At 62.2% G+C, this 12,371-nt stretch carries 14 protein-coding genes and 1 pseudogene; 3 read left to right on the plus strand and 12 right to left on the minus strand.

Annotated elements, in window-relative coordinates:
- Positions 1 to 18: 18 nt before the first annotated feature.
- Entirely contained in the window at positions 19 to 978 is a 960-nt protein-coding gene (locus JFV30_RS30935; protein WP_201125950.1) for an amino acid ABC transporter permease, read from the plus strand.
- Positions 971 to 1,705 carry an amino acid ABC transporter ATP-binding protein gene (locus JFV30_RS30940; RefSeq protein WP_088423043.1) on the plus strand — a complete coding sequence of 245 codons (735 nt, stop codon included), beginning with the start codon at positions 971 to 973 and terminating at the stop codon, positions 1,703 to 1,705. The genes JFV30_RS30935 and JFV30_RS30940 overlap by 8 nt, the downstream gene beginning before the upstream one ends.
- 126 nt (positions 1,706 to 1,831) lie before the next feature.
- Here JFV30_RS30940 and JFV30_RS30945 read toward each other — a convergent pair whose 3' ends face one another.
- From JFV30_RS30945 to ubiE, 12 genes and pseudogenes are all read right to left on the minus strand, one after another.
- On the minus strand, positions 1,832 to 3,739 hold the full coding sequence (locus JFV30_RS30945; RefSeq protein WP_201125951.1) for a methyl-accepting chemotaxis protein: 1,908 nt from the start codon (positions 3,737 to 3,739) through the stop codon (positions 1,832 to 1,834).
- Between the two features lie 172 nt (positions 3,740 to 3,911).
- Complete coding sequence (locus tag JFV30_RS33770) at positions 3,912 to 4,784, minus strand: methyl-accepting chemotaxis protein (protein ID WP_371317246.1); 873 nt, start codon at positions 4,782 to 4,784, stop codon at positions 3,912 to 3,914.
- A pseudogene (locus JFV30_RS33775) lies at positions 4,770 to 5,828 on the minus strand (methyl-accepting chemotaxis protein); the annotation flags it as partial. The pseudogene JFV30_RS33775 and the gene JFV30_RS33770, both read right to left, overlap by 15 nt.
- Positions 5,829 to 5,923: 95 nt before the next feature.
- Complete coding sequence (locus tag JFV30_RS30955; RefSeq protein WP_201125953.1) at positions 5,924 to 6,631, minus strand: 16S rRNA (uracil(1498)-N(3))-methyltransferase; 708 nt, start codon at positions 6,629 to 6,631, stop codon at positions 5,924 to 5,926.
- Entirely contained in the window at positions 6,628 to 7,419 is a 792-nt protein-coding gene (gene tatC / locus JFV30_RS30960; protein WP_003209295.1) for a twin-arginine translocase subunit TatC, read from the minus strand. Before tatC ends, JFV30_RS30955 begins: the two co-directional genes overlap by 4 nt.
- Positions 7,416 to 7,862 (minus strand): Sec-independent protein translocase protein TatB, encoded by a 447-nt coding sequence (tatB, locus tag JFV30_RS30965; protein ID WP_201125954.1) that lies wholly within the window; start codon positions 7,860 to 7,862, stop codon positions 7,416 to 7,418. Before tatB ends, tatC begins: the two co-directional genes overlap by 4 nt.
- Positions 7,863 to 7,872: 10 nt before the next feature.
- Positions 7,873 to 8,151 carry a twin-arginine translocase TatA/TatE family subunit gene (locus JFV30_RS30970; protein ID WP_003209298.1) on the minus strand — a complete coding sequence of 93 codons (279 nt, stop codon included), beginning with the start codon at positions 8,149 to 8,151 and terminating at the stop codon, positions 7,873 to 7,875.
- A 25-nt stretch (positions 8,152 to 8,176) separates the two neighbouring features.
- The gene (locus JFV30_RS30975) at positions 8,177 to 8,509 is read right to left on the minus strand and encodes a phosphoribosyl-ATP diphosphatase (protein WP_003209299.1); all 333 of its coding nucleotides are present in this window, start codon (positions 8,507 to 8,509) and stop codon (positions 8,177 to 8,179) included.
- 2 nt (positions 8,510 to 8,511) lie between these two features.
- Positions 8,512 to 8,904 carry a phosphoribosyl-AMP cyclohydrolase gene (gene hisI / locus JFV30_RS30980; protein ID WP_201125955.1) on the minus strand — a complete coding sequence of 131 codons (393 nt, stop codon included), beginning with the start codon at positions 8,902 to 8,904 and terminating at the stop codon, positions 8,512 to 8,514.
- 41 nt (positions 8,905 to 8,945) lie between these two features.
- Positions 8,946 to 10,550: a ubiquinone biosynthesis regulatory protein kinase UbiB gene (ubiB, locus tag JFV30_RS30985; protein WP_010169175.1), complete on the minus strand. Its 1,605-nt coding sequence runs from the start codon at positions 10,548 to 10,550 to the stop codon at positions 8,946 to 8,948.
- On the minus strand, positions 10,547 to 11,170 hold the full coding sequence (locus JFV30_RS30990) for a ubiquinone biosynthesis accessory factor UbiJ (protein WP_169386566.1): 624 nt from the start codon (positions 11,168 to 11,170) through the stop codon (positions 10,547 to 10,549). The genes ubiB and JFV30_RS30990 overlap by 4 nt, the downstream gene beginning before the upstream one ends.
- Positions 11,170 to 11,940, minus strand: coding sequence for a bifunctional demethylmenaquinone methyltransferase/2-methoxy-6-polyprenyl-1,4-benzoquinol methylase UbiE (ubiE, locus tag JFV30_RS30995; RefSeq protein ID WP_003209306.1), 771 nt, complete (start codon positions 11,938 to 11,940; stop codon positions 11,170 to 11,172). The genes JFV30_RS30990 and ubiE overlap by 1 nt, the downstream gene beginning before the upstream one ends.
- A gap of 143 nt (positions 11,941 to 12,083) precedes the next feature.
- On the opposite strand from ubiE, the gene JFV30_RS31000 reads away from it, so the two are divergent.
- A complete protein-coding gene (locus JFV30_RS31000; RefSeq protein ID WP_008439272.1) occupies positions 12,084 to 12,359 on the plus strand; it encodes a polyhydroxyalkanoic acid system family protein in 276 nt (91 codons plus the stop codon).
- Positions 12,360 to 12,371 lie beyond the last annotated feature (12 nt).

Genomic DNA, 12,371 nt, shown 5'->3' on the forward strand with positions numbered 1-12,371 from the left:
CACATCCCGGAACCTGAAATGAAACAGAAAAAAGCCCAATGGCCCTGGCACCTGCTGACGGTGCTGGTGCTGGTCGGCCTGGCCGGCGCGTTGTATTACGCCACCTCGCTGATGTCCTACGAATGGCGCTGGAACCGTGTGCCGCAGTACTTCGTCTACCAGGCTGAAGAGTCCCAGCGGGCGTCGGACATTTCCACCGTCAGCGAGTTGGTGCGCAAGGGCGATGTGGCTGAAGTCACCCTGCGTAATGGCGAGGGCAACGAACAGCACCTGACCGTCGCCGGGAACAGCCTGCAAGTGGCTCAGGGCGATGACGTGGCCGAGGGCGACGTGGTCGGCGTCACCCGGCATTGGGCCGCTGGCCCGTTGTTGTGGGGCTTGTGGACCACGTTGTGGTTGTCGGTGGTGTCCGGGGTGCTCGGGTTGTTGATCGGCCTGGCGACCGGGTTGTGTCGTCTGTCGAATAACCCGACCCTGCGCGATCTTTCGACGATCTACGTCGAACTGGTACGCGGGACGCCGCTATTGGTGCAGATCTTCATTTTCTATTTCTTTATCGGCACCGTGCTCAACCTGTCCCGGGAATTCGCCGGGATCGCGGCACTGTCGCTGTTCACCGGCGCCTATGTGGCGGAAATCATTCGCGCCGGCGTGCAGTCGATTGCCCGTGGGCAAAATGAAGCAGCCCGCTCCCTGGGGCTCAGTGCTGGCCAGTCGATGCGCCATGTGGTGTTGCCGCAGGCCTTCAAGCGGGTGTTGCCGCCGCTGGCCGGGCAATTTATCAGCCTGGTCAAGGACACTTCCCTGGTGTCGGTGATCGCCATTACCGAACTGCTGAAAAGCGGCCGTGAAGTCATCACTACCTCGTTTTCGCCGTTCGAAATCCTGTTCTGCGTCGCAGGCCTGTACCTGCTGATCAACCTGCCGCTGTCGAAAATCGCCAGCCGGCTTGAGCGGAGGCTCGCGCAAAGTGATTGAAGTCCGCGATCTGGTAAAAGTCTTCGACACCCGGGGCCACGTAGTCCGCGCGGTGGATAACGTGACCACCCAGGTGGCCAAGGGCGAAGTGCTGGTGGTGATCGGCCCGTCCGGTTCCGGCAAGTCGACGTTCCTGCGTTGCCTCAACGGCCTGGAAGAATTTGATTCCGGCTCGGTGAGCATCGACGGCCTGCAACTGGCAGACCCGAAAACCGACGTGAACGCCTACCGCCGTGAAGTCGGCATGGTGTTCCAGCATTTCAACCTGTTCCCCCACATGACCGTGCTGGAAAACCTCTGCCTGGCGCAGAAAGTCGTGCGCAAGCGCGGCAAGAAGGAGCGCGAGGCCAAGGCCCTGGCGCTCCTGGAAAAAGTCGGCATCGCCCAGAAAGCCAACGAATTTCCGTCGCGGCTTTCCGGCGGCCAGCAGCAACGCGTGGCGATTGCCCGCGCGCTGGCGATGGAGCCCAAAGTGATGCTCTTTGACGAGCCCACCTCGGCACTGGACCCTGAAATGGTCGGCGAAGTGCTCGATGTAATGAAGACCCTGGCCCTGGAAGGCATGACCATGGTCTGCGTCACCCATGAGATGGGCTTCGCCCGGGAAGTGGCCGATCGGGTGCTGTTCTTCGATCACGGCAAACTGCTGGAGGATGCCGCCCCGGCGCAATTCTTCGATGCGCCGAAGGATCCCCGGGCCCAAGCCTTTCTGCGCCAGGTTCTATAAAACGCTTCTTGTGGCGAGGGAGCTTGCTCCGCTGGGCCGCGTAGCGGCCCCAAAAAGATAGGAGCGCTACGCACTCCAACGGGAGCAAGCTCCCTCGCCACAGGTTAGCGTTGGTCGTGGGTTTTTTCAGACCTTGAACTTGCCCACCCACACCTGCAAATCCGTGCCCAGGCGCGCCAGTTCGACGCTGGCCGCCGCAGTTTCCTGACTCGCGGCCGAGGTTTGCTCCGACACATCCTTGACCTTCAGCACACTGCGATTGATCTCCTCCGCTACTGCCGTTTGTTCCTCGGCAGCGGCGGCAATCTGCGGGTTCATCTCCTGGATAACCGACACCGTCCGAGTGATGCCGGCCAAGGCCTCACCCGCGCGGCGGGTCAGTTGCACGCTGTTGTCGGTGAGGCTGCGGCTGTTGTCCATGATGTCTGCGACCTGCTGCGTGCCCCGGTGCAAGCCACTGATCAGTTCCTCGATTTCCTCGGCCGATTGCTGGGTGCGTTGCGCCAGGCTGCGCACTTCATCGGCGACCACGGCAAAACCTCTGCCGGCCTCACCGGCTCGGGCCGCCTCGATCGCTGCGTTGAGGGCCAGTAAATTGGTTTGTTCCGATACGGATTTGATCACCTCCAGCACGCTGCCGATCTTCCGGCTTTCCTGCTGCAGCCCTTGCATGGCCTGGCTCGAACGCGTCATTTCCTGGGCCAGGTGCTCGATGTGAACAATCGCCTCGGCCACCACCTGATCACCCTGGCTCGCCTGCCGGTCAGCCTCGGTGGCGGCCAGTGAGGCTTGCTCGGCATGGCGCGCGACTTCCTGGGAGGTGGCGAGCATTTCATTCATGGCGGTGGCGACCTGTTCGGTTTCCTGTTTCTGGCCATCGACCCCGGCGCGGGTCTGTTCGGTGACGGCAGACAGTTGCTCGGCGGCGCTGGCGATCTGCCGGGCGCTGTCGCCGATGCCACCGATCAAACCCCGCAGGTTGACGGTCATCTGCCCGATGCTGCGCTGCAACTGCCCCACTTCATCCTCGCGGGTGGCCTGGATGTCGTGGCTCAAGTCGCCCTCGGCAATCCGGTTTGCGACGACCAGCGCCTGACGTAACGGCGTGACGATTTGGCCGGCGATCAGCCACGCCGCCAGGGCTCCCAGCAGTAGCGCTGCGCCGGTGACACTGAGCAGCAGGGTGCGGGCCTGGTCGGCTTCGCGATCACGCTGTTCGGTCTGGTATTGGCTCAACTGGTCGCTTTGCTTGAGTAACTGATCCAGCCACTGTTCCAGTTGGTTTTGGGTGGTTTCAGTGGTGAGCTGGGCGTCCTTGAGGCGCGTCAGCTGGTTGCGGTAGTCGAGCAGGGCGCTTTTCAGGGCCGTCCCGTCCACGGGCAGCGTAGCCACGGCGGTCTGAGCGCTGTCGAGGGTGTGCAATGCATCGGCGACGGCCTGGCCGTAGGCTTCCAGTGAAGCGGCCGCCCAGGCGGCGGTCTGGGCGCTGTCCTCGGCTTTCTCCATGGCCTGGCGCAGTTGTTCTACAGCGTCCAGGGCCTTTTCATCGTCCTGATTGGGCAGGTCGCTGGCCAATTGTGCGAGGGTGTCGCTGGCCTGGACCGAGCTTTTCTTGAGCCGCTCACGGGCGCTTTCGCGCTGCTCTATCAGGTTGGCCAGCCCGCCCAGGGCGGTTTTGAAGCTGGCGGTTATGCGGTTCGAGTCTTGCACTTGTTGAAGGCTGGCCGGGTGCACCAGGCGTGCCGCCAACTCGGCCAGGTAGCGGTCGATTTTCTCTATGTGCAGGTCGATCCGGGTCAGGCTGTTCGGGTCGTTCAGGGTGCGGTACACGATGCGGTCGGCCCGCAGTTCTTCGCCTACCACCGCCAGTTGCGAGAGCACGGTCAGTGACTGCGAGCGAAACAGCGAGGCGTTCAATGCCTGCCAGCCTGTCAGGGCGATGGCCAGGCTGAGCAGCAGCACCAGGCCGAAGCCCAGGAAGAGTTTGAGGGTGACACTGATGTTGCCTAATGCACGGGTCAGTGGACGAAACATGGTGAACCTCCAACGAATCAAAAGGAGCGTCTCAAGCGTCCGGCTGATAACGGCCAGGGGAATTGAAACGCTACTTTTATTCGGCGCCAGGTGTGTCATTCACGACCTGAAAAGCGCGTAGGAAATTTCACAAGTTGTCATGGCGGCGGCCCTGATGGCCGCCGCGACAGGGTCAGACCTTGAAGCGGCCCACCAGGGTTTGCAGGTAAATCCCCAGCCGGGCCAGTTCCGCGCTGGAAGCGGCGGTCTCTTCGCTGGCCGCCGAGGTTTGTTCGGAAACGTCCCGCACGTTGAGCACGCTGCGGTTGATCTCTTCGGCCACGGCACTTTGTTGTTCGGCCGCGGTGGCGATCTGCTGGTTCATCGCCTGGATCGTCGAAACGGTGCGGGTGATGTTCTCCAGGGCGTTGCCGGCCCGGCGGGTCAGCTCGACGCTGCTGTCGGTGAGGTTGCGGCTGTTGTCCATGATGGTCGCCACCTGCTGGGTGCCGCTTTGCAGGCCGACGATCAGCTCTTCGATTTCCTCGGTGGACTTTTGCGTGCGCTGGGCCAGGCTGCGTACTTCGTCGGCGACCACCGCAAAACCGCGCCCGGCTTCACCGGCACGCGCCGCTTCAATCGCTGCGTTGAGGGCCAGCAGGTTGGTTTGCTGGGCCACGGACTTGATCACGTCCAGCACACTGCCAATCTTGTCGCTTTCGCGCTTGAGGTGGCCCATGGCCTCGGTGGAGTTGCCTACCTCGCTGGCCAGGCGCTCGATCTGGGCGATGGCCTCACCCACCACCTTGTCGCCTTCACGGGCCTGCTGGTCGGCGGCTACGGCGGCCTCGGAGGCTTCTTCGGCATTACGGGCGACTTCCTGCACGGTGGCGGCCATTTCGTTCATGGCGGTGGCCACCTGGTCGGTCTCGACCTTCTGGCTGTTGACCCCGGCGCTGGTCTGCTCGGTGACGGCCGACAGTTGCTCGGCAGCGCTGGCGATCTGGGTGACGCCGTCGCTGATACCGCCGATCAGCTCCCGCAGGCCTACGGTCATGCTCTGCATGGACCGCTGCAACTGGCCCAGTTCGTCCTGGCGCTGGGAGATCAGGTTGTGGCTCAGGTCGCCGGACGCCACGCGCTCGGCGACTTTGAGGGTCTGGTTCAGGGGGATGACAATCTGCCGGGTGATGGCCCAGGCGGCGAGGATGCCGAAGGCCAGTGCCAGGGCCGTGGCCAGCAGCAACAGGTTCTTGGCGTGGGCGGTGTCGGTGTCACGCACCACGGTTTGCGAGGTGGTAAGTTTGTTGCTGCGGTCGAGCAGGATATCGCCTTGCTCCGCCATGATTTTCGTCGCGGCAGCGCTGGCCACCTGGGAATCGCGGTACTGGCTCACGGCGGCACGGTAGGCCTGCAGCGAAACGCTGGCCTCTTGCAGGTTGGCCCGGTATTGCTCAGGCAACGTGTCGTTGAGCTCGGTGATTTTTTTCAGGGCGTTGTCGATGGCGTCCAGGGCCGGCTGTTCGGCTTCGACCTTGCCACTGTAGGTGTAGCCGCGCACCTGGAAGCGCGCCTGCTGGATCAGCTTGCTCAAGTCGACCACGCTGTTGAACAGGGTGACGCTGTCGCCTTGCAGCAGGGATTTTTCCACTTCGTTGATTTTTGCCACGGCGTTGTCGGCGGTGTCCCCGAGTTTGCTGCGGGCGCCTTCACGCTTGAGACCGGCCTGCACCATGGAGCCAAAGGCTTTCTTGTACTGGTTCAGGGCGTCCTGTTGTTGTTCCACGACGAGCTTGTCGTCGGGTTGCTCGATCAGTTCTGCGGCGGTTTTCAGGCCACTGTCCAGTTGTGTGATCAGGTCGTTGACGGCGCCCGTACCTTGTTCGCCCCGCCGCATTTCGAAGTCCAGGCGCGCCAGGCGCAAGTCCTTGGACAACCCGTTGAGGCTCGAAATATAGCCCAGCTTGTCGCCGCGGCTGATCACGCCACTCAGGCCCGTCCAGCCGGTAAAGGTGATCAGCAGGGTCAGTATCAATACCAGGCCAAAGCCTATGCCCAGCTTGCGGTTGACGCTTACATTCCCCAGTTTCTCGGCTAACCAACGATACATGCTGCGAACTCCCCTGGAACAAGGCTTGGACTTATTCAGAAGCTATCGGCAGGTTCGGATGTTTCTGTAGGACGGGTGTTTTTGTGGCGAGGGATTTAGAAGAGTCTTGAGAGCAGCGCGGTGACGGCAGTTTCGACTCTCAGGATGCGCGCGCCGAGTTGCACCGGCTGCAAACCGGCCTTGGCCAGCAGATCCACCTCGTAGGGAATCCAGCCGCCTTCCGGCCCGATGGCCAGCGTGACCGGCTCATCCAGGCCACGAGGGCAGGGCGGGTAGTCACCCGGGTGGCCGACCAGGCCGAGGGTGCCTTGCGCCAGGGCAGGCAGGCGGTCTTCGACGAACGGCTTGAAGCGCTTTTCGATCACGATCTCGGGAAGCACCGTGTCCCGGGCCTGTTCCAGACCGAGGATCAACTGCTCGCGAATCGCTTCCGGCTCCAGGAAGGGCGTCTGCCAGAAACTCTTTTCCACGCGATAGCTGTTCACCAGCACCACCCGTGGCACACCCATGGACGCCACCGTCTGCAGCACCCGGCGCAGCATCTTCGGGCGGGGCAGGGCCAGCAGCAGGGTCAGGGGCAGTTTGGCCGGCGGAGGCTGGTCGAAGGTCACTTCGAGCTCGGCTTCCCGAGCTTCCAGGCGCAGCAACCGAGCGTTGCCCATCAAGCCGCCAAGACGCCCGACCCGCAGGCTGTCGCCTACCGCGGCACGGTGGACTTCCTGCATATGCACCAGGCGCCGGTCACGCAGCACCACCCGGTCGGCCGCGACAAAGTCGGCCTCCTCAAGCAGCAGCAGGTTCACGGCTGGGTCGCTGGCGGCTGGTCGTCGTCGGCGGGCTGGTCATCCGGGTGATCACCACGCTTGCTCACCAGGCTGCCAAACAGGATGCCAATTTCGAACAGCATCCACATCGGCACGGCCAGCAACGTCTGCGAGAAGATGTCCGGCGGGGTCAGGATCATGCCGACCACGAAGCAGCCGATGATCACGTACGGGCGGATCTTCTTCAGGTATTTGACGTCGACCACGCCGATCCACACCAGCAGCACCACGGCCACCGGGATTTCGAACGCTACGCCAAAGGCGAAGAACAGCGTCATCACGAAGTCGAGGTAGCTGGTGATGTCGGTCATCATCTCCACGCCGGCCGGGGTGGCAGCGGCGAAGAATTTGAAGATCAGCGGGAACACCAGGAAGTAGGCGAAGGCCATGCCGGTGTAGAACAGCAGGATGCTCGACACCAGCAGCGGCACGGCGATGCGTTTCTCATGCTTGTACAGGCCCGGCGCGATAAAGCCCCAGATCTGGTGCAGGATCACCGGGATCGCCAGGAACAGCGAGACCATCATCGTCAGTTTCAACGGCGTGAGGAAGGGTGACGACACGTCGGTGGCGATCATCGTCGCGCCGGCCGGCAAGTAGTTGCGCAGCGGCGTGGAGACGAAGGTGTAGATCTGCTGGGTGAAGGCAAACAGCCCGGCAAAGATGATGAAGATCGCCGCGACACAACGCAGCAGGCGGGTGCGCAACTCGGTGAGGTGCGAGACCAGTGGCATGTGCTGGTCGGTTTCCGGTTTATCAGCGCTCATGGGGCTCGCGGCGGCAATGTAGGGTCGTGGGGAGCGGGCGACACGGCAGGCGTCGGCGCGGGTTCGGTCGGGGTCACGGGCGCGGCGGGCGCAGGCTCGGCGGGGTGCACGGGTTCAGCGACCGGTGCAGGCGCGGGCGTGGCAGGCGGTGCAATCGAGTGCTCGGCCACAGGTTCAACCGGCTTGGGCGTTTCCTGCACAGGCGAGAGAATCTTCCGTGCCTCCTGCTCCAACGACAGAATGTGTTCGTTGTGCAGTTGCCGGCGAATTTCGTCGGCGCCTATTTCCCGTTCAACTTCCTGTTTGATGGCGTTGAAACTGCGTTTCAGGCGCCCGATCCACAGGCCGGCCGTGCGCGCGGCACCGGGCAGGCGTTCCGGCCCCAGTACCAGCAGGGCCACGAGGCCGACGAGCAGCAGTTCAGAGAAGCTGATACCAAACATTATTCAGTACTCACGAGTCTTTTTGGTTCTGCTCTTTGACGTGCTCGGCCTGTACGTCGAAGGTGCGACGTTCAGTGATCGGCTGAGTGGCCTGCGGGTGTACAGGCTGCGCCGGTGGCACCGGGTTGACGGCAGGGTCGGCAGGCTTCTCGTCGTCGTTCATGGCCTTGCGAAAGCCCTTGATCGATTCACCGACGTCGGTGCCGAGGTTTTTCAGTTTCTTGGTGCCGAACACCAGCACAACGACCACAAGAATGACGATCCAGTGTTTCCAGTCAAAAATGCCCATGCTGCAATTCCTCTGTAATAGTTGGTCAGGCGGACGGGCGCGAGGCCTTTTCGGCATGCCCGGACAGGCCGAAGCGACGGTCCAGTTCATCAAGCACTGCCTGTGGATGCTGCCCCAGTTGGGCGAGCATGACCAGACTGTGGAACCACAAGTCGGCAGTTTCGTAGATCACGTCGCTGCAGTCGCCGCTGATTTGCGCGTCCTTGGCAGCAATGATCGTCTCGACGGATTCTTCGCCGAGTTTTTCCAGAATCTTGTTCAGACCCTTGTGGTACAGGCTGGCGACATAGGAGCTGTCGGCGTCCGCGCCTTTGCGGTCTTCCAGCACCTGGGCCACACGGTTGAGGGTATCGCTCATGTTCAGTGTCCTGCCGAGTAAATGGCGTGCGGGTCTTTGAGCACGGGCTCGACGGTCTTCCACTCGCCGTTTTCGAACACGCGGTAGAAGCAGCTGTGACGGCCGGTGTGACAGGCGATATCGCCGATCTGTTCGACCTTGAGGATGACCACATCGGCGTCGCAGTCGATGCGCATCTCATGCAGGGTTTGCACGTGCCCGGACTCTTCGCCCTTGCGCCACAGTTTGCCACGGGAACGTGACCAGTAAATGGCGCGGTTCTCGGCGGCGGTCAGGCTCAGGGCCTCGCGGTTCATCCAGGCCATCATCAGCACGCGCCCGGTCTTGTAGTCCTGGGCAATGGCCGGCACCATGCCGTCACTGTCCCACTTGATCTCGTCCAGCCAGTCTTTCATTTTCGGCTCCGGCAATTTGCGACAGTGTATAACCGGATTGGCTATCGACGCACGATCAGATACACGCCCACGGCGACCATAATGCCGGCCGGCCAATGGCCCAGTTCATTCAGCGGCCCGCCGGCGGCCAGTATCGTGCCGCCCACCAGGTGCGCGGCGCCCAGCAGGCGCAGGAACCAGTCGTCCTTGCGCTTGTGCCATGGTGGCGCCGGGTCCTTGGCGTGGGGCTGGGACATGCGCTCCAGCAGGTCGCGGGTCATATTGGCCAGGTGCGGCAGTTGCTCGACCTGGCTTTGCAGGTTGCCCAGCAGGGTTTTCGGGCTGACGCGTTCACGCATCCAGCGCTCAAGGAATGGCTGGGCGGTGTTCCACAGGTCGAGGTCCGGGTAGAGCTGGCGGCCCAGGCCTTCGATGTTCAGCAGGGTCTTTTGCAACAGCACTAATTGTGGCTGCACTTCCATATTGAAGCGCCGCGCCGTCTGGAACAGGCGCATCAGTACCTGACCGAAGGAAATATCTTTTAACGGTTTTTCAAAGATCGGTTCGCACACGGTGCGGATCGCCGCTTCGAATTCGTTGAGTTTGGTTTCTGCCGGCACCCAGCCCGAATCGATGTGCAACTGTGCCACGCGGCGATAGTCACGCTTGAAGAAGGCGAACAGGTTGCGCGCCAGGTAGTCCTGGTCTTCGGGGGTCAGGCTGCCGACGATGCCGCAGTCGATCGCAATGTACTGCGGGCTCCACGGGTTCACGGTGCTGACGAAGATATTGCCGGGGTGCATGTCGGCGTGGAAGAAGCTGTCGCGGAACACCTGGGTGAAGAAGATTTCCACACCGCGCTCGGCGAGCATTTTCATGTCGGTGCGCTGGTCGGCCAGGGTCGCGAGGTCGGTGACCTGTACGCCATAGATGCGCTCCATCACCAGCACTTTCGGGCGGCACCAGTCCCAATAGACTTGCGGCACATACAGCAACGGCGAGCCTTCGAAGTTGCGCTTGAGCTGGCTGGCGTTGGCCGCTTCGCGCAGCAGGTCGAGTTCGTCGTAGATGGTTTTTTCGTAGTCCAGCACCACGTCCACCGGGTGCAGCAGGCGCGCATCGGCCGAGAAACGCTCGGCGGCGCGGGCGAGGATGAACAGCCACGCCAGGTCCTGGCCGATGATCGGCTTGAGGCCCGGGCGGATGACCTTCACCACCACTTCTTCGCCGCTTTTGAGCTGCGCGGCATGCACCTGGGCCACCGAGGCCGAGGCCAGTGGCGCAATGTCGAAGCGGCTGAAGACTTCACTGATCTTCTTGCCGAGCTGCTCTTCAATCAGCGTGACCGCCAGTTGCGAGTCAAACGGCGGGACGCGGTCCTGCAACAGCATCAGTTCGTCGGCGATGTCTTCGGGCAACAGGTCGCGGCGGGTGGAGAGGATCTGCCCGAACTTGATGAAGATCGGCCCCAGGTCCTGCAATGCCAGGCGCAAGCGGGCGCCACGGCTCAGGTCGAGGGTTTTGCGCGGGAACCAGCGCCACGGCAGCACATAGCGCACCGCCAGCAGAAACCACGGCAGCGGCAGGGCGAACAGCAGGTCATCGAGGCGGTAGCGGATTACGACGCGCTGGATACGAAACAAACGGCGGACGGCGAGCAGCTTCATGCGTTATCGCTTGAATTCAGGGAGCGGCTCAGGCGCTCGAAGCGCGCCTCAAGTCGTTCCAGGTCGAGTTTGGCCTGGTCGAGTTCACGAAAGCGCGCTTCCGCTTCCCGTTGTCCGACCAGGGTGCGCGATTCTTCGCTCAGGTATTCGGCGAGGTTCTGGTTCAGGCTGGCGAAGCCCTGCTGGTACCAGCGCGTCCGGCTGCGCAGGTGACCGCTGATCAGTTGGGTGGCCACCGGGCCGAGCCAACGGGACAGCTCATATTCCCAATCCAGTTCCAGGTCTTGCAGCACCGCCGCCAGGTCCATCAGCACCGTGCTGTCGCCTGTGAGCGTAACGTCCGGGCCGTGGAGGATCGCTGTTTTGTCCCGGCTCAGGGCCAGGCGCAGCAGGCTGGAGCCGGAAGCACGCAGGGTGCAGTCGGCGTCGGCGGCCCAGTGGGTCGCGAGCAACAGGCCTTCATCGCTGGGCAGGATAAACAGCTGCAAGGCCGGGCTGGTGCAATCCACGGCGATGATCTTGCCGTTCAGGTGTGCCAGCCGCGCCAGGGCGGTGCTGTCCAGGCGCAAAACACGGTTGAGGCCGTGTTCAACGCTGGCGAGAAGGCCTGCGAACAACATCAGGGCTTGATGCCGCGGTGCAGGGCGACGATGCCCGAGGTCATGTTGTGGTAGGTCACGCGGTCGAAACCGGCTTCCACCATCATCGACTTCAGGGTTTCCTGGTTGGGGTGCATGCGGATCGATTCAGCCAGGTAACGGTAGCTTTCGGCGTCATTGGTGATCAGCTTGCCCATCAACGGCATGAAGGCGAACGAGTAGGTGTCGTAGACCTTGGACATCAGCGCATTGGTCGGCTTGGAGAACTCCAGCACCAGCAGGCGACCGCCAGGCTTGAGTACGCGCAACATGGAGCGCAGCGCGTCTTCCTTGTGGGTCACGTTACGCAGGCCGAAGGCGATGGTCACGCAGTCGAAATGGTTGTCCGGGAACGGCAGCTTTTCAGCATCGGCCTGGACGAACTCGATGTTGCCCGCCACGCCTTTGTCCAGCAGGCGATCGCGACCGACCTTGAGCATCGAACCGTTGATGTCGGCCAATACCACCTGGCCGGTCGGGCCCACCAGCTTGGAGAACTTGGCGGCCAGGTCGCCCGTGCCGCCGGCAATATCCAGCACGCGGTTGCCGGTACGTACGCCCGACAACTCGATGGTGAAGCGCTTCCACAGGCGGTGCATGCCGCCGGACAGCACGTCGTTCATCAAGTCGTACTTGGCGGCTACCGAGTGGAACACCTCGGCGACTTTTTCGGCTTTCTGGCTTTCCGGGACGTTCTTGAAGCCGAAGTGAGTGGTGGGTTCGGCATCGCTGCCTTTGCGCTGATCAGTCATATCGCTGTCACCAAAAGAGAATGGGGGCATTCTAATCCCCAAGGCATGCTTTGTCTTGGCAAGGCTGAAGGTAAGATAGGTGGCCACCGAGACCTTTTGCCGCATGGCGGGTCGACAAGTCCCTATAACGAGGAGTCATTCAAATGGCCCGCATACAGGTTGAACGTGCCCACACACTGGGCAAAGACGCTGCCCGCGAAAAAGCCGACAAGTTGGCGAGCAAACTCAAGGAGCAATATGGCCTGGAGTCTTCGTGGGCCGGCGACACACTGAACCTCAAACGTTCGGGGGTAAAAGGCACCGTGAAAGTGGCTGAAGATTCCCTGCGCATCGAAGTCGAACTGGGACTGTTGATGTCGGCCATGAGTGGCACCATCAAGTCCGAAATCGAGAAGGCGCTGGATAAAGCCCTGGCCTGATTTCCGGTCTTC

Origin of the sequence: Pseudomonas sp. TH32, from assembly GCF_016650855.1 — a bacterium.
Lineage (GTDB): Bacteria > Pseudomonadota > Gammaproteobacteria > Pseudomonadales > Pseudomonadaceae > Aquipseudomonas.

Coding starts and splice junctions, on each gene's coding strand:
- JFV30_RS30935 (WP_201125950.1), top strand. CDS start 19: ATGAAACAGAAAAAAGCCCAATGGCCCTGGCACCTGCTGACGGTGCTG.
- JFV30_RS30945 (WP_201125951.1), bottom strand. CDS start 3,739: ATGTTTCGTCCACTGACCCGTGCATTAGGCAACATCAGTGTCACCCTC.
- JFV30_RS33770 (WP_371317246.1), bottom strand. CDS start 4,784: ATGCAGAGCATGACCGTAGGCCTGCGGGAGCTGATCGGCGGTATCAGC.
- tatC (WP_003209295.1), bottom strand. CDS start 7,419: ATGAGCGCTGATAAACCGGAAACCGACCAGCACATGCCACTGGTCTCG.
- tatB (WP_201125954.1), bottom strand. CDS start 7,862: ATGTTTGGTATCAGCTTCTCTGAACTGCTGCTCGTCGGCCTCGTGGCC.
- JFV30_RS30970 (WP_003209298.1), bottom strand. CDS start 8,151: ATGGGCATTTTTGACTGGAAACACTGGATCGTCATTCTTGTGGTCGTT.
- JFV30_RS30975 (WP_003209299.1), bottom strand. CDS start 8,509: ATGAGCGATACCCTCAACCGTGTGGCCCAGGTGCTGGAAGACCGCAAA.
- hisI (WP_201125955.1), bottom strand. CDS start 8,904: ATGAAAGACTGGCTGGACGAGATCAAGTGGGACAGTGACGGCATGGTG.
- ubiB (WP_010169175.1), bottom strand. CDS start 10,550: ATGAAGCTGCTCGCCGTCCGCCGTTTGTTTCGTATCCAGCGCGTCGTA.
- JFV30_RS30990 (WP_169386566.1), bottom strand. CDS start 11,170: ATGTTGTTCGCAGGCCTTCTCGCCAGCGTTGAACACGGCCTCAACCGT.
- ubiE (WP_003209306.1), bottom strand. CDS start 11,940: ATGACTGATCAGCGCAAAGGCAGCGATGCCGAACCCACCACTCACTTC.
- JFV30_RS31000 (WP_008439272.1), top strand. CDS start 12,084: ATGGCCCGCATACAGGTTGAACGTGCCCACACACTGGGCAAAGACGCT.